The organism is Methanobrevibacter sp. DSM 116169 (genome assembly GCF_046197865.1).
In the GTDB taxonomy this organism is placed as follows: Archaea; Methanobacteriota; Methanobacteria; order Methanobacteriales; family Methanobacteriaceae; genus JAHKLT01.
The window spans coordinates 1,033,838-1,053,057 of record NZ_CP166990.1; the positions used below are offsets into that span (position 1 = coordinate 1,033,838).

Genomic DNA, 19,220 nt, shown 5'->3' on the forward strand with positions numbered 1-19,220 from the left:
TAAAAAAGAAAAAATAAGAAGATTAATTAAAATCTTCTTTTTAAAGGTAATAAAACTAAAGCAGAAATCAAAACTAATAATAAAATAGCTATAGGATTTCCAGTTTTTTGCATATTACCTTCATCAATTAAGTTTTCACCATCTGTAGGTTTTGGACTAGGTCCAGGTGTTGGTCCAGGTGTTGGATCGACTATTACAGTTATAGTACCAGTAGCATTAGAAGATAAGTAGAAATCATCTCCAATAAATTCTGCAAATACAGGATAGCTACCAGCTTTAAATGATTTAGGAATCATCCAAAGATATTCAAATACACCATCAATAACCTCAACAATAACTACAGTTCCATCAGGTAAAATTAAACTAACATTACCAGTTAATGGATTACCTCGCTCATCATGAACAGTTCCAGTAATTAATACAATTTCACCTGGTTTACCTTCTGCATCACTAACAGTAGTGACAGTAGATAATTTAAGAACATCAGCAATACCAGTAGCATCAGATGATTCATAAGTATCATCACCATTAAATACTACTTCAACATCATAAGTTCCAGGTTTAAAATCATCAGGAATAGTCCAATTATAACTATATTCACCATCAGTAACATTAACAGTAACATTTGAACCATCAGGTAAAGTAATAATTACAGTACCATTTAATGGATTGTCAAATTCATCTGTAACTGTTCCATTAATAGTTACATTATCACCAGGTTTACCAGTAACATTATTTACTGTTGTAATAGTTTCAATTTTACTTACATTAGTATTATTACTAGTTGCATTTGATCCAGTTGGAGTTTCATTACTTGCTACATTTACAGTATTATTTAACACACCAGATGCATTAGAATTAACAGTGAAGAATAATACAATTTCAATCATTTCTCCAACATATAATGTATTTGCATAATACCATTTACCAGTAGTTTTATTGTAAGTCCAATTATCACCAACAAAGTCCACATAAGTTAATCCTTCAGGTATGAAATCAGTTAAAACAACTTCGGTTGCATCATCAAAACCAATATTATAAATAGATATTGTGTAATTGATCATATCGCCGATTTTAACTGCTTCTAAACTTGGAATTTTAGTAATGTCAAAGATAACACCAGTAATATTAATATCATCACTAGTATTAGTATGACCACCAGGAGTTTCATTAGTTTTAATAGTAACACTATTATTTAAGAATCCTGTTGCATTAGCATTAACTCTAAAGAATAAAACAATACTAACACTTTCATTAATACCTAAAGATCCATTATAAGTCCAAATACCAGTAGCATTATTATAATCCCATTCATCACCTAAATAGCTAACATAAGTTAAGCCTGCAGGAATATGATCAAATATAGTAACAGTATTTGCAATACTTGTACCTACATTTGTAACAGTAACAGTATAGTTAATCATTTCATTAACATTAACTTTTGTAACATTAGTATTTTTAATAATAGCTAAGCTAACATTTGTAATTGTAGTATTATTACTAGATGCATTTTTACCATCAGGAGTTTGATTACTTGTAACATTAACAGTATTATTGATAAAGGTAGTTGCATTAGTATTTACTCTAAATATTAAAATTAACTCAACAGTTTCACCAGCATTTAAAACATTATTATAAATCCAAGTACCTGTAAGATTATTATAAGTCCAATCACCAACAAATCCAACACAATCTAAAGTGTTTGGAATATAATCAATTACAGTAACATTAGTAGCATTATCATTACCAATATTAGTAATAACTATTGTATAGTTTATAATTTCTCCAATATTAACAGAATTAGCTCCAGGAGTTTTAGTAATAGTTAAATTAACATTTAAAATATTAGTATCATTACTTGTAGTATTAGTTCCATTAGGAGTCTCAGTTGTAGTGACATTTACAGTATTATTAACAATACCTTGTTTTTCACCATTAACTAAGAATACTAAAATTAAACTAACACTTTCACCTGCAGATAAGTTTCCATCATATTTCCAAATACTAGATCCAGCAATATGAGTCCAATTAAGATAATTAGTTTCATTTAATGTAAGACCTTCTGGGAAGAAATCTTCAATAGTAATATTAGTTGCATCAATATTTCCTAAATTAGTAATAGTAATATTATAACTAATATAATCTCCAAAACGAGCTGTAGTAGTATTTACAGATTTTGTAGTATTAATAATAACTCCATAAATTGTAGTATTATCACTTGTAGTGTTTCTACCATCTGGAGTTTGATTAGTGGTAACATTTACTGTATTATTAATAATTCCAACCTTTTCATCATTTACTTTAAAGTAAACAATTAAAGTTGTGCTTTGATTAATAGCTAATGTTCCATTAAATGTCCAAGACCCATCTTCATTATCTATCCATTCATCACCTAAATAGTCTAAATAAGTTAAACCAGTCGGGAAATAATCTTTTAAAGTTATATTAGTTGAATTTGCATTACCAGTGTTTTTAATAGTAATATTGTAAGCTATTAAATCACCAAATACTGCTGAACTAGTATTAACTTTTTTACTTACATTTAAGTATTCACCAGTAATTGTAGTGTTTTCACTTGTAGTATTATTACCTTCAGGAGTTTGTTGAGTAGTTACATTTACTGTATTATTGATATTTCCAATAACATCTCCATTTACACGGAAAACTAAAGTTAAAACGATTGTTTGATTAGAACGTAAAGATCCTCTATAAGTCCAAGTTGCAACATCATCAAATTCAACATTCCAACCATGAACAGTATGATTAATTAAATCTAAACCTTCAGGAAGATATTCCATAATAACAATATTACTAGCAGTTATAGAACCAATGTTTTTAACATAAACTTTATATTCAATATAATCACCAATTACAGCTTCAGTTACATTAACTTCTTTAGCATATGATAAAGTTACAGTTTTAATAGAAGTATTTTCACTTGTAGTATTATTACCATCAGGAGTCTGATCTGAAGTAATATTTACAGTATTATTAATATCTTCTTCAACTAAACTAGTTACTTTAAATATTAAAGTTAAATTAATGATTTCATCTTTAGCAAGTGATCTAGTATATGTCCAAGTTCCATCTTGATTATCACTCCAATAATCATCATCAGCAACTTCAACAAATGTTAAACCATTAGGAACATATTCAATAATAGTAACATTAGTTGCAGAAGAATTACCAGTATTTTTAATATTAACAGTATATGAAATCAAATCATTAAGACGAGCTTCAGTCATATTAACAGTTTTATTAATTTCTAAAACAACACTGGTTAAATTGACATCCTCAGAATCATTTTTACCATTAGGAGTTTCATTACTTTTAACTGTAGCTATATTAGTAACATTAGTAGTAACATTACCAACTACTTTAAATATTAAAATTAAAGAAGCAGATTCCCCTTGTTTTAAAGTACCAATATATTCCCATACATTAGTATCTCCAACACGTTGCCAATTAGGATTATTCATTAAATCAGTTTGAAGTTTTAAACCATCAGGTAAAGAATCAGAAACTCTAATTAAAGTAGCTTCTTGAGAACCAGTATTAGTAATAGTGATATTATAACTAACTAATTCGCCAACATTAGCTGTTGTAACATTAGCTATTTTAGTAATATCAAAAGATACATTAGTTAAAATAGTGTTCTCACTTGTAGCATTTTTACCTTCAGGAGTTTCATCACTTGTAGTATTAACAGTGTTATTTATAGAACCTGTTTGTTTACCATTAACAGTGAATTTTAAAACTAAAGTAGCTATTCCATCATATGCAGATAAATCACCATATGTGAATGTATCAATGCCATTAAAAATCCAACCTTGAGCAATCCAATGATCATCATTAATGAAATCTAAACCTTCTGGGAAGTATTCTATAATTTTAACATTATGTGCATCAGTAGAACCAATATTAGTAACAGTTATAGTATATTCAATAACATCTCCAACAGCAGCTACCTTAGTTGTAGTAGTTTTTATAACATCCAATGTAACATTTTCAATGAAAGTATTATCACTTGTAGTATTAGTTCCATTAGGAGTTTCAGTAGTAGTTACATTTACAGTATTATTTAAAATACCTGATGTTTTACCATTAACTAAAAATTCTAATTGTAAAAGAACAGTTTGCCCTGGAGTTATATTTCCAAGATAAGTCCAAGTTCCATCATTATTATAATTCCAAAGACCATAATTATCAGTTTTTCTATCTAAACCTTCAGGAATATAATCTTTAACAATTACATTTGTAGCATTTATATTACCATTATTAGTAATAGTAATATTATAATGGATTGTATCTCCTTCTTTAGCATTAGTAGCATTAACTTTTTTACTAGTAGTTAAATTAACACCATAAAGGAGAGTATTATTTGTTGTATCATTTTTTTCTTGCCATGTTGCAGTATTAGTAATATTTCCAAAATAGTTACCATTAACTCTGAAAACAACTATGAGACTTATAGATTCTCCAGGAGACATTCCATAATTATAATAAAAGGTATATGAATTCCCAACGCTACGCCAACTATCCCAGCTACAGCTATCAAAAGTTAATCCAGAATGAATAATATCATATACTGCTTGTGAATATCCAAGATATTCTGGGCCTAAATTAGTAATAGTAATATTATATTTAATTAAATCTCCAATTGTAGCATTTGTTGCATTAACCGTTTTTGTAATGTTAAAAAATTCTTTATATATGGTTGTATTTATACTAGTTACATTATATTCTTCAGAAACTTCATCATGAATTATATTTAAAGTATTATTAATAATTTTAGTATTATTATTTCCTACAAAATTTGCATTAACAATCATATGAAAAGTAAATGTTCCATTTTGACCAGATTTTAATAAAGGAATACGTATAATATAACCACTGTATGGATGTGAACCAATAGTTTGAGACGAATAGTCGAAATTATTTGTTCCTTGAATAAAGTAACAAGATAATTCTCCAGGGAAATAATCAGATATAACAATATTTGTTAAATCATCATTACCACTATTTTCAATATAAACTGTATAAACCATAGTTCCTCCATTTAATACATAATAATCTGTTGTAGTTTTTGTAATAGTTAAATTTACTAAAACAACTGAAGTGTCATTACTTTTATTAGTAGTTCCATTAGGAGTTTGATCAGTAGTTACATTAACTTCATTATTCACAGTTCCAAAGAAATCATCATCTAATTTATAAACAAGAGTTAAATTAACACTTTCACCCACTTCTAAAATTGGAGCATAAGTCCATTTAGTATTAGAAACTTTTGTCCAACCTGCTTCAAATGTATTTGAAGTTAAAACAGCATTCCCAGGACCATAATCATAAACAGTAACACCAGTTGCATTTCCATTTCCAATATTAGTAATTGTAATAGTATAGGTAATAGAATCTCCCATATATACTCTAGTATCATTAACTAATTTAATAACTTCTAAATCAACATAAGTTACATTAGTATTATCACTAGTAGTATTATTGCCTTCAGGAGTTTGATTAGTTGTTGTATTAATAGTATTATTAACAACAGGAACATTTCCAACTATTCTAAATACTAAAATCAAAGAAGCATTTTTTGTTGATTCTAAATTTTCTTTTAATAACCATACACCATTACCAAGATATTTCCAATCATCATAACTACTTTTACCTAAATCTAATTCTAAAAATTCATTTAAATATTCTCTAACATATACTTCTGTAGCATTTGTAGTTCCTACATTAGTAACAGTTATGGTATAATTAATTAAATCTCCTTTATTAGCACTAGTTTGATTAACTTTTTTAGTAACTTCTAAAGAAACATTTGTTAAAGTGGTATTTTCACTAGTAGCATTAGTACCATTTACAGTTTCATTATCAAATACTGTTACAGTATTATTAATAACACCAAGATAAGATCCATCAACTTCAAAGATAAATTGTAAAATACTTTCTTCATTAGGATTTAAATGTTTATTAAAAGTCCATGTAATATTATCAAGAGTTGTCCAATCAGTAGAGGCAATAACATCAACAAGTTTTAAACCTGGAGGGAAATTATCAGTTATTTTAATATCTGAAACATTTGTAGTACCATTATTACGAATATCAATAATATAAGAAATTAAATCTCCAACTTGTGCTTGACTAACATTAACAGTTTTATTAATTAATAAAGGATTAGTAATTTGAACAGAAACATTAGTTTTATTTGAAGTAAGATTAGCTGCAATAGTAGCTATATTTAAAATACTACCAGTAACATTACCTATTACTTCATATCTGACTTTGATTGTAGAAGAAGTAGCTAATTCATTCAATGTCCAAACAGTTTTTCCACTAGTAGCATTTATTGTCCATGAACCATGATCTGAACCTAGGAATTTTAATCCATTTGGAGTTTCATCTGTTAAAACTAATTCTGTTAATGCTGTTTGTCCAGTACTAGTAACAGTTATAGTATATTCAATAATATCTCCTATTTTTGCATGAGTGACATTAGCTGTTTTTGTAATAGTAACATCAGGTACTAAATCATCATCAGAAATAGTAACTGGTGCATTTGCTTGAAGATTTGAGTCAAATAAATCTTCATATCCTGCTCTAACTAGATTAGACCCACCATTTTTGGTTAATGCTTTAAAGTTCACAATAAAAGAAACAGTTTGTCCTGGAGAAATAAATCCTTCATATGTCCAATAATCTTCTCTAACATCATTCCAAGCATTATCACCAAGATTGTTCCATCCTAAATACTCAATGTCATTAGAATTAGGGAAATATTCTTGAACCCATAATCCAGTAATATTATCATTACCAGTGTTTGTAAAAGATATTGTAAATGAAAATTCTTCTCCTTGTTTAATTTTTTCTTCATTTAAAGTTTTATTAAGTTGTGCAGTTTTAATTGAAATATATGATTGATTGCTTGTAGCATTTTTACTTTCAGTAATATCATCAGCATCAATATTTACTTTATTCTCTACATAAAAGTCTAAACCGACTTGATCTGTATTAATTTTAAAGGTTAAAGTCAATGTAGCATTTCGACCAGAAGCTAATGTACCTTTATAAGTCCAAGTATTTAAAACAGCATCATAATCCCATAATGAAGAATCTCCAGTATAATCTATAATTAATTGTTTTGGAATATAATCAGTAATTACAATATTACTAGCGGATGATAATCCAGTATTAGTAACTGTTATAGTGTAAGTTAAAGTTTCATTTAAAAGAACCTTAAATTTATCAACAGATTTAGTAATATCTAATTGAACATCAATTAATTCAGTTGAATTACTTAAATCAGAAACTTCATCAGATACTTCTGAACTTCCAGCATATGCAGTATTAATTGCATTTTCTATTGAAGTTCCATCAACTAAACAAACAATAGTTAAAGTGGCTGGTGTTTCAGGAGTTAAATCTCCAATCAATTCCCACCTATCATTATCTACTCGATTCCATTTATCATTATTATGACTAGAATATGTTAATCCATTAGGTAATACATCATTAATATAAACATTTTTAGCATCACTAGATCCAGTATTTGTAACTGTAATTGTATAAGTTACATAATCACCAGTTTTTGCTGAGTCTACATCAACAGTCTTACTAATAGTTAAAGAAACATTAGTTAATTCAGTTGAATCACTGGTAGCATTTGTATCTTTACTTTCATCACTTGTTACATCAATATAATTTTCAACTGATCCTGTGAATTTACCATTTACTTTATAAATAAGTTTTAGTTGAACATCATCTCCTTCAGCTAATGAACCAGAATAAATCCAATTATTACCTTCTTTAGTCCATCCACTTACACTTTGAGTTATTAATTCTAATCCTATAATATCATATTCTGAAACAACAATATTACTTGCAGCCCCATTACCATTATTTGTAATAGTAATTGTATAAGTAATTTCATCACCAACATTAGCTGTATTTACATCAACATCTTTTGTAACATCTAAAATAGCTGTTGTAATAAGTACATCATCACTTGTAGCATTTACTTCATAAGATATTTCATCACTTCCAGCATATGCAGTATTTGATACCTCATCAGCAACTGCACCATTAGCTTTTAAAACTAATGTTAAAACAGCATCTGCACCACCAGCTAAAATATCATTAAAAGTCCAAAGAGAAATGCCATCATAATCCCATTCAGCATCATTATGGCTATCATAAGTAAAACCATCAGGAATTACATCTCTAATATAAACACCATTAGCACCAGTTGAACCAGAATTACTAACAGTTATTGTATATGTTACAGTTTCACCAATATTTACTGAATTTACATCAGAAGTTTTAGTTATTTCTAATGTAACATTGGTTAAATCTGTGTTTTCACTTGAATTACTTGTATCTGCAATAGTTTGATTATTACTAACACTTACTTCATTGCTTACCTCACCAGTAGCTTTACCATTCACTTTAAAAGTAATAGTTAAAGTAGTAGTTCCTTTAGAAGCAAGTTCATTTGCATAAGTCCATAAAACACCATCAGGTGTTGAAGACCAACCATTGCCTGATCCACCAATAAAATCTAATCCATTAGGAATAATTTCATTTAATGTAATACCAGATGCAGATGTTGAACCATCATTTGTAATAGTAATCGTATATGTAATTTCATCACCAATATTTGCTGATTTAACATCAGTTGTTTTTATAACTATTATATTAACATCAGTTATATCAACAACATTACTATCAGTGATTACACCTTCTGTAAATTCATTACTTGTAACATTAGCATTATTAACTATATTTCCTACTGCATTTCCATCTACCAAACAATATATTGTTAAGTTTACAGATTCACCAGCAGCTAAATCATCATCTAAATTATAATAATTTCCATCTTTAGTCCATTTATCAGCAAGATGATTAACATAATCTAATCCTGTAGGAAGCAAATCATAAACACTAACACCTGTTGCTGTACTTTTACCAGTATTTGTAACAGTAATTGTGTAAGTTACATATTCTCCTACATTTGCATTTGTTACATCAGAACTTTTAGAAATAGTTAATACAACATCTTTAAATTCTGTATTATCACTTGTATATTCCTTTCCACCAGTTTCTTCACTGTATACATAAATTGTATTATTTGTTAAACCTGTTATTTTACCATTAACACCGAATACTAATGCTAATGTTGTATTTTCTCCAATAAGTAAGGTAGCATTGTAGATAAACTTATCACCGTCGTGTATCCAATGTGCACCAATTACATCATTTAAATCTAAGCCTTCTGATATGAAATCTAAAACATAAAGGCCTGTAATATCTTCTGTTCCATTGTTTGTTATAACAATGGTATATATAAGTTCGTCTCCAGTATTAACACTGTCAGAACTAACAATTTGTTCTACTTTCAAAGAAGCAGAATCTGATTTAATTTCGTTTAATTGTATAGTTTCTTCATATAAAACAGAACTTTTATCAATTGATAAACCATTTTCTGTTTGATTTTCATCTATATTATTATTAAACTTATTATCATTTGTATTTACAGAATAATCTAAATCATCATTAATTATATCATTATTTTCTAAATCAACCATATCATCAGCTGATACAATACCTACTGATAACAAGAAAATAACAAAACAAATTAAGATTTTTAAAAAATCTGCTTTCGTTTTTTGCATATTTTTTTTACTCCCACACCTTAATAAAAACATTGTTTTAAACAACCACAACAGTTTTAAACAATGTAAACGTTTTTATATCAATAATACTTTTTTAAAATTCAATAAAAAAGCATATAATAGTTAGATGAAATTCCTTTATAATATTAATTATATATTACAAAAGTTGATTTATTAATAAAATTTAATGAAAAAATGCGAAAAATCATTTAAAAATATAAAATATAAATCATTTCATTTAATAAATTTTGAAATTAATATATATTATTAAAATGTCAAATATATTTTTTAATTATAAAATTCAAGAAAAAAATATACAAGAACTAGAAATTTCATATACAATAGAATTTTAAAAAACATATAAAATAATGATAAATTATATACAAAAAACTTAAACATAGCTAATTTTATAAAAAAATAAAAAAAACTAAGAAAAAAATATTAAACAAAATCTAAAAACTATGAAAAAAAATAAAAAAAATAATTTTTCAAAATTAATTGAAAAATTTTTATGGCTTAACTATAATATTATTAGATGTTTCATAATCTTCATAGTAAACTGTTGCAATATAATGACCAGGATCCAAATTAATATTTAAAATAGCTACACCACTAGCATTAGTAGTTCTATTATAAAATACACCATTAATATTAATTGTAACATTAACATCAGGTACAGGATCTCCTACATCATTTAAAACTAAAATATCATAAGTAGTTCTATTAGATGAGGTCATTGTAATATCTGTAGTATTTAAAATTGATTTAACAATAATTATATTTGAAATATTTAAACCATTAGGATGAGTTACAGTAGCAATATAATTACCAGGATCCAAATTAATATTTAAGGTAGCTATACCACTAGCATTAGTAGTACGGTTATAAAATACACCATTAATATTAATTGTAACATTAGCACCTACTAAAAGTTCACCAGTATTACCCCAAACAGTAATATGATACTGACTACCATTACGATAATATTTAGTTAAATTATCAGCAAAAAGATTAGCATACACTTTAATAATATAACTCATATTCAAACCATCATTAAAATTAATAGCAGTAATAATATACACACCAGGATCTAAATTGATATTTAATGTAACATTACCATCACTATTAGTTGTACGGTTATAAAATACACCATTAATATTAAAAGTAACATTTTTATTAGCTAATGCACTACCATTTGCATAAATAAATACAGCTTCAAACTCAGTTCCATTTCTATAGAATTTCTCTAAATCCTCAGCAATAATAGTAGGACTAACAAAAACAGAATTATTAACAGTTAAATTACCATAAACAGTCTCCGCAGTATAATTATTAGGTCTTAAATTAATAGCTAAACTAGCAGCACCAGAACTATTAGTAGTACGATTATAACTAACGCCATTAATAGTAATAGTAACATTAACGCCAATAATAGGATTACCATAAGCATCTAATAAATAAACAACATATCTTGTACCATCTAAATAAACCAAAGTAATATTATTACCAGTTAAAACAATATAATTAGAAAAAATAGTAAAATTACTAGAATTAGACATAGGACCATACTTATTATTACCTAAATATGTAACATTAGCAGTATAATTACCATCATCTAAATCAGTAATAGTTAAACTACCACTACCATTAATTAACTCAATAGTATAGTTATCATTTCCAATAGTAAGGTTAACAAATCCATTAATATCAGATTCTGTAACAACACTAACAGTAACATTAGAACCATTTACTATAGTAGAAACATTCAAATTATAATCAAGAATTTTATTTGCTTGGAAAATACCTAAAGGAATTATTTCATTATCAACAACAATAAAGAAATTATCAATAACTGATTCGTTTGTTTTAACATTCATAACATCAGTATTTTTAGCTATTTGAGAATTATAAAGATTATTTAAACTATCAACTAAATCAGCATTAAAATCAGGTAATTTTTCAACACCAGTATTATCTTTAGTTCCATTTAAATAGAAAGTATAATTAATAGACCAATTTCCACCAACAAAAACATTATTAACTAAAGCAGTTGCATTAGCAACAAAATAGCTATTAATTTCAGCAATAGCTAAAATATCAGAAATATTATTAGAACCCCACCAATTATAGTTTAAATCATTTGAAGTTGATGATGGACCTAAAATCAAAGCATTTGTATTTGAAAAAATACGATTATAATTTACAATAGCATCCCTATTTAAATAAATTCCTTCCGTATTATTATAGATATTTGAACCTACAATAACATTATCATCACCAGCTATATGGAAAGCTCTTGTATTATTAAATAAAGTGTTGTTTGTAATAGTATTATTTAGTCCAGTTACATATATTCCATATGAATTACCATATACATCATTATTACTTATATTACCATTACTTGAAGGTAAATACAATCCATAAGAATTATTAAAAATAGCATTATTTTCAATTATCCCATTTACACCAGGAGAATATATTCCATAAACATTATTATAAACAAAATTATTATCTGTAACTGAATTAGTAGATTGGACAGCTATAGCTCTTTCAAAATCACTGACTTCATTATTTGAAATATAAAAATTATCAGAGTTGAAATTAATTATTCCATAAGATGAAGCATATTCTAAACCACTAATATTATTATCAGAAACATTAAAATTGTATGAATATTGTAAATAAAATCCTTGGCGGACATTACTTACATTATTACCATAAACATTAGAATTATTAAATTTATAAGAGCCATAACCATACAAACGAATTCCATAATAGTAATTTGATATGTCATTATCATTAATTGTAATATTTGTAAATGTATAAGCACCATTTACATAAGCTACTATAGCAAATGAAGAACTCCTATATAAACCATCAATTAAATTATTTGAAATTGTATAATTTACAATAGATTTAGTACTAGTTATATAAATTCCACCAGACCAAGCAGAACTTTGTTTACTTGTACTATTTTCAATTCTATTATCTTTAATAATTAAATTATCAGAATTCTGTACAATAATTGCAAAACAAGGTTCACTAGCAGTTACAGTTACAGTTCCTAAAGTATTTGAAATATTATTTTTTAAAATATTAATCTTATTTGAATTATAAATAAGCATCGCTTGATTTCTTGTTGTAGTATTGATAACATTATTTATAATTGTAAGATTTAAAGAATTTTGAACTTCTATTCCTGCATCCACTTGATCTTTACAAGTATTATTATCAATAATACTATTACTAGCAGTTTTTAAAAAAATACTTCTAATATTAGAAAATAGTTCATTATTAGTAATTGAAAGACTAGTACCTCCCCCATTAATAGAAATTCCATAATGTTTATTATTAAAAATAGTATTAGCATCAATTATAATATTAGTAATAAATGGATTCCCATCAGAATGTATACCATTATAATTATTACTATAGGGTTCTAGATTTTGAATAATTTTTGGAGTGTTGTTTGTTCTTCTTTTGGTTTTTTGATATGTAGTATTTGTTGTGATTGGTAGGGTACTTTTTCTTTTTTGTTATTTTCTGTTTTATCTTTTTTTTCTTTCTTTTTGTATTGTTTTCTTGATTGTTGTTCTAGGTTTCCTTCTGCTATTTGTTGCATTTTTGTTTTTGTGTTGTATCCTTCTTGTATGGTTATTGTTGTTAATAATATGGATAAATATATTGTTTTGTTGACTGATTTTTGTGTGTATTTGTGTAATTTTCCTAATCCGAATGCATTTTTGCTTATTTTAAAAAAATCTTCTATTTTTCCACGTATGGGTTTGTAATTTTTCCAGTTACTTAGCATGTGTATTAATATGTTTTTAATGCTTTGGAATAGTTTTTTAGTTTGATTTTTGTTCTTTGTTGGTTTAAATACGTCTAGTGGGTAGGATATTAGGTTGTTTAGTTTTTCGATTTTGAAGTAAGTTTTTGGAAATATCATTGGGATGATTTTGTATTGGTTAATTCCTATTAAATAGTTTTTGTATGAGTAGTATCCTCTGTCGAATAATATTATGTCTTTGTGTTTGATTATTCGTCTTCTTTTGAGTTCTTTTAAAATAGGTTCGAAAAGTTTAGAATCGTGTGGTGCTCCTGGATGGATTAAAATGGAGACAGGACATAATGTTTCTTCATTTAAGACTACTGTTACTTTAAATCCTATGAAACTGCCTTTTGTAGTGGAATAACCCCATTTTAATTTTAATTTTTCTAATTTTTCCAAACTAATGTATTTTCGAATATGGTTAATATCACACTCTACTGGTGTTGCATCAACAATATATTTATTATTTATTCGTCTGTTTGGTTTATTAAGCCTATTTAATATACTGTTTACAATATTACAGAATTGTATATCAGAATATCGACTAACATATTCGAAAACTTGATCAGAACTAGGAATTTCATCTTCAATACTTAAAAAATTTTTCAATTTATTATTCTTATTTAACTCATCAACAACTTTAGTAACTGGATAATCAAAATATAAACCTGTAAAAATAATTTTTATACAAATTATCATCATTTTAATGTTTTTAACATTATTTCGAGCATAAATTTGCATTGAAATTTCAGAATCGATATATTTAAATATTTTAGCCAACAACTTATACTTAGGGTCTTTTTTACTTACATTTAAACTAGGTAACATTATTATCGCCAAATAATTATTTGTTACTCATAGTATTTAAATTGTATAGTTATAAAAGACCCTTTTTTATTAAAAAAAATAATTCAAGAGTACTATAAAAAAAGAACCATAGAATTATAATCAATATGGAAAAATAAGAAAGTAAAAGTACTGAAAAATTATAAAATTTCTAGAACCCTATATTACTAATATGATTATTATAAATTGTAATATTTGAAAGTGGACTTGTACCAGCTAAATAAATTCCTGCATAACCTACAGGCGATTCTACTCCTATAATGTTAAATCCATTAATTTCAACATTAGATTTAGAAATTGATAAAACATTAAAATTTCCTTTTGCACTTAAATTAACTTCACCATTCGCTTTTAAAGTTAATTCTTTATTAATATTAATTGTAGAATCAGTTTCATAATTTCCTGATAAAAATTCTATTATATCCCCATCATTAGCATCATTAGCAATGACTGAAGTATAATTATTATTATCTACTTGCCATTCAGCTGCTGAAACTGAAGACATTGATATAAACATTATTAAAAATAATGAAAATATAAAAAACTTCTTAAAATTATTATTCAAGCAAAAACCTCCTTAATTTAGTTAAATATTTTTATAATATTTTAACTATGAATAATATGTTTTTAATAATTTAAAATATTATTTAAAAAAATAAAAATAATAAAAATGAAATAGCTATAAAGAATTTATAGCTTCAACAATTAAATTTATAGTAGCTTCAATATCTTTAAAACTACAAACACTTACAGGAGTGTGAATATATCTAGTTGGAACTGATAAGACACCTGTTGGAATACCTTCTTTTGTTAAATGTATTGCAGTTCCATCAGTTGTTCCACCATCACTAACTTCAAGTTGATATGGAATATCGTTATCATCGCCTGCTTTAGTTAGTAAATCCCTAATTACTTTAGGTGTAATAATACCACGTCCACCTGCATCAACAAGTACAATAGCTGGACCTTCACCTGCTTTTACTGGTGCCTCATCTGGTTTAATTCCTGGATGGTCACCTGATAATGTTACATCAAGTGCTATTGCCATATCTGGATTAAGTTTATAAGCTGATGTTTTAGCACCTTTAAGCCCTACTTCTTCTTGAACTGTTCCAACACCATATACAGTAGCTCGAGTATCTACTCTTTTAAAGACTTCCATCATTACATAGCATCCTACACGGTTATCTAATGCTTTACCCATTATTAAATCATTTGAATACTCTTCAAAGTAAGATTTAAATGTAATTGGATCTCCAATTGAAACCATTTCTAATGCTTCTTTATTACTAGATGCACCAATGTCAATAAACATATCTTCAGCTTTTACAACTTTATTTCTCTCAGATGGTTTTGTAATATGAGGAGGTTTAGAACCAATTACTCCATTAATTTCTCCTTTTTCAGTATGAATTGTAACAGCTTGATTCATTAACATTTGATCATTAATTCCCCCAATTGTAGAAAATTTAATAAATCCCTTTTTATCAATAAATCTAACCATTAAACCAATTTCATCCATGTGAGATGCAAGCATAATAGAAGGAGCTTTTTTTTCTCCTTTTTTAGTAGCTATTACATTTCCCATAGTATCTTCTTCAATACTATCAGCAGAATCTTTTAATTCTCTTTTTAAAATTTTAGCTATTTCTCCTTCAAAACCAGAAATTCCTGGTGTAAGAGATAATTCTTTCATTAATTTCATTTAATCACCTTTTTCATTTAAAGCTTTAAAACCTATAGGAACAGTACTGTATTTTGTTCCACTAGCTGCAACAACATCTTCTACATTTGGAGTAAGATAAGAGTATGGTTTCCATGATTTATTAACATCTTGGCCTACAATTGAAACATCATCTACTATATTATTTTCAAGTAAATATATAAGTATTGAACTTACAACACCACCATCTTGGCCTATTACAGCATTAGATTTAGCTTGAAATATCCTTAAATAATTTCCTAAAGGATTCTCATCAATATCATCATCATATATTTCATTACTTACAAAAGTTCTAGGACAAGCAAAATAACATGCATGACATTCTTCAAGACATTCACCTTTCTTAACAGGTTTTCTATCATCAATTTTTATAATATCTTCAGGACATACATATTCACAAGCACCACAAAGAACACAAGAACCAACACTAATTACATCAGCTTCTAAATTATCAAAATGACAGTTCTCAGATTCTTTGTAGAATTCTTCTTCACTAAGATTTCGCTTAGATAAAACTGGTCTTGAAATACTTTCTCTTTTAGCTATATTTTTAAGATTTTTTGAAATTTTCTTATTAGAAATCTTTTCAAGTAAATCATGGCCTTTATCAGAAAGTTTATCAATTTCAATATATCTTTTTTTAATACATCCTTCAATAATCTCTTGACCCTTTTTAGTTCTAACAATAACTGTTGAATAACCTTTAGAAGATCCAACAGAACCAACTGAAATATCTGCACTATTAGCTGTATAATCTGTACATACTTCACAATTTTTACGTGTAAAAGGTTCAGTTTGTGATAATGGAACTTTAAAAACATTTCCATCTATTAAATTAGCTATGAAAAATCCATTTTCAATTTTAAAATCCTTAACTTCAAATAATGCAATATCATTTTCTTTTAAAAATTTCTCAAGATATGAATATGAAAAGTTTTCCATGCAGAATAAACCAATCTTAACATCAATTGGAGATCCACCAGTTTCATTTTCATATCTATTAATCTTCTCTCCTGCTAAAACTTGACAAGGAGTTCCAACCATAGCTGTCTTATTATCTGATATAAAATCACCTCTAAAATGTAACTAGTTAAAAAATAAAATACTTGAATAATTACAAGATATAATTATTAAAATTAAAAAATTTTTAAATTATAAGATAAATTATCAATAATAATTATGTATTTTAATATTAAAATACTTTTTGTTAAAAAATTAAAAAAAGAAAAAATTAAATAAATTGTTTAAAGAAATCTTCTAAAACTTCGTCTTCTAAAGGTTTAGGGATAGAATAGTTATCATTTTCTAAAATATCACTAGCTAAAGTGTAATATTCTTCTCTTTCAGTGGAATTTGGAAATTTTTCAACAACAGTTTTTGCATCTATCTCACTTTTTTGAATTAAATCACTTCTACTTATTTTACCAATTACATTAGTATTAATTAAAGAAGAAAATTCTGAGACAATTTCTTCCTCATTTTCAATTCCTTTAGAATTTAAAATAATACCTGATAGTTTGCTTTTTAATTTTAAAATTCCACGTGATATATTATTAGCTGCATATAATGACATAAATTCTCCTGATGTTACAATAAATGTTTCATCAGCATATTTTTCTCTTAGAGGAACTGAAAATCCACCACATACAACATCTCCTAGGACGTCATAGATGATTACATCAAATTTTTGAGTTAAAACTTCCAAATTTTCAAGTCTTTTCATAGCTACTATAACACCACGGCCTGCACAACCTATTCCAGGTTCTGGTCCTCCACTTTCAACACATTTAATGTCTTTATAACCAGAAAATATCAAGTCTTCTATTTGAGGATTTTTATTTTTACTTAGAGTTTTTACAACTGTTGGAATTCTTTTGTGAACTAGTGTTCTTGTTGTATCTGCTTTAGGATCACATCCAATTACAAGTACTTTTTTACCTATATCTGCATAAATAGCTGCAATATTTGATACAGTTGTACTTTTTCCAATTCCTCCTTTTCCATAAATAGCTATTCTTTTTGTCATTAAATCACATTAGTCATTTCTATTATTTAATATTTTATTTAATTTATTTAAATCAATATTAGTTTCAAATCTATCACAATCCCAATGGTTTTTACATGATGCATAATCTAGTGCTACACATTGTGAGGGGATCTTATCAGAACTTAATTTCCATCCACCTTCTATTAAATTGCTAATACAACTTATTCCAACAATACCTAAATTTTTTTTATCATTTTTAGAATAGTTTTTAAGTATTTTTGATGAATGAGATATTATGTATTTATTTTTAAAATTAATTTTGCCAATATTACAGTTTTTATTACATGATGTGCATTTTAAACCTGTTTTATTTTTTTGAGCTAAACATTTAGAATTTTTAATTTTCATGCAAGTTGGAACTAATATATCTACATAGTGAGAATCTATAAACTTAGTTTCATATACTTGATTCATAATTTCAGATGCAAAGATGTTTAAATGATATTCTGATTCAGTTTTTTTAATAAAAAATATGTCTTCCTTGTTGATATGACTATCTTCATTTTCATCTAAAAACTCATTAATATTTTTAGTGTATTTATGAAAATAGCTATTTGATTTTAAAATAAAAAAATCTGTAAAATCTTGAATTGTTTTAAAATAGCTATTAAATTTATTATCATCTAATGATTTTAAAAAATTATACCAATTATTTAAGTGTTTTATTGATTGATTATATTCACCAGAAGATTTTAAAAATACTATAAGTTTATTTAAGTTTTTAATAGAAATTTCAACTTTATCACTTTCATTAAAGTAATATTTTGTTAATAAATAACCTTTAACCGGATCAACTAAAGTTTTTAAATTATTATCTCTTAAATATGATAATTTAGATAATGTAAATGATATTACAGGATTTAAATTAACTGCATTTTTAGAATAATTTTTCCATAATATTCCTAAACTTATTGCTTCAAGTAAAAATTCTTTATAATTAGGGTTTATATAATTATTTAAATCTATAAATCTTTCATAATCATTAATTATATCTTTTAAACAATCTTTAGATTCATCAACAATTAAATTAGTAAATTCATCTAAATCTTTTAGATAATTTTCATCTTGAATATTATAAGTGATATTTACACTCAT

The 19,220-nt window shown here is 26.2% G+C and carries 7 protein-coding genes and 1 pseudogene; all 8 read right to left on the reverse strand.

Annotated features, from left to right (window positions below):
* Positions 1 to 26 precede the first annotated feature (26 nt).
* On the reverse strand, positions 27 to 9,677 hold the full coding sequence (locus ACA134_RS05020; protein ID WP_409199332.1) for an Ig-like domain repeat protein: 9,651 nt from the start codon (positions 9,675 to 9,677) through the stop codon (positions 27 to 29).
* Positions 9,678 to 10,186: 509 nt separating this feature from the next.
* The gene (locus ACA134_RS05025; protein WP_409201069.1) at positions 10,187 to 13,189 is read right to left on the reverse strand and encodes a right-handed parallel beta-helix repeat-containing protein; all 3,003 of its coding nucleotides are present in this window, start codon (positions 13,187 to 13,189) and stop codon (positions 10,187 to 10,189) included.
* Positions 13,190 to 13,281: 92 nt separating this feature from the next.
* A pseudogene (locus tag ACA134_RS05030) lies at positions 13,282 to 14,337 on the reverse strand (transposase); the annotation flags it as partial.
* A 169-nt stretch (positions 14,338 to 14,506) separates the two neighbouring features.
* Positions 14,507 to 14,860 (reverse strand): hypothetical protein, encoded by a 354-nt coding sequence (locus ACA134_RS05035; protein WP_409199333.1) that lies wholly within the window; start codon positions 14,858 to 14,860, stop codon positions 14,507 to 14,509.
* A 174-nt stretch (positions 14,861 to 15,034) separates the two neighbouring features.
* Positions 15,035 to 16,060 (reverse strand): M42 family metallopeptidase, encoded by a 1,026-nt coding sequence (locus tag ACA134_RS05040; protein ID WP_409199334.1) that lies wholly within the window; start codon positions 16,058 to 16,060, stop codon positions 15,035 to 15,037.
* Positions 16,061 to 17,143: a Coenzyme F420 hydrogenase/dehydrogenase, beta subunit C-terminal domain gene (locus tag ACA134_RS05045; protein ID WP_409201070.1), complete on the reverse strand. Its 1,083-nt coding sequence runs from the start codon at positions 17,141 to 17,143 to the stop codon at positions 16,061 to 16,063.
* A 166-nt stretch (positions 17,144 to 17,309) separates the two neighbouring features.
* A complete protein-coding gene (gene cfbC, locus ACA134_RS05050; RefSeq protein ID WP_409199335.1) occupies positions 17,310 to 18,104 on the reverse strand; it encodes a Ni-sirohydrochlorin a,c-diamide reductive cyclase ATP-dependent reductase subunit in 795 nt (264 codons plus the stop codon).
* Between the two features lie 9 nt (positions 18,105 to 18,113).
* The gene (locus ACA134_RS05055) at positions 18,114 to 19,220 is read right to left on the reverse strand and encodes a DUF116 domain-containing protein (protein ID WP_409199336.1); all 1,107 of its coding nucleotides are present in this window, start codon (positions 19,218 to 19,220) and stop codon (positions 18,114 to 18,116) included.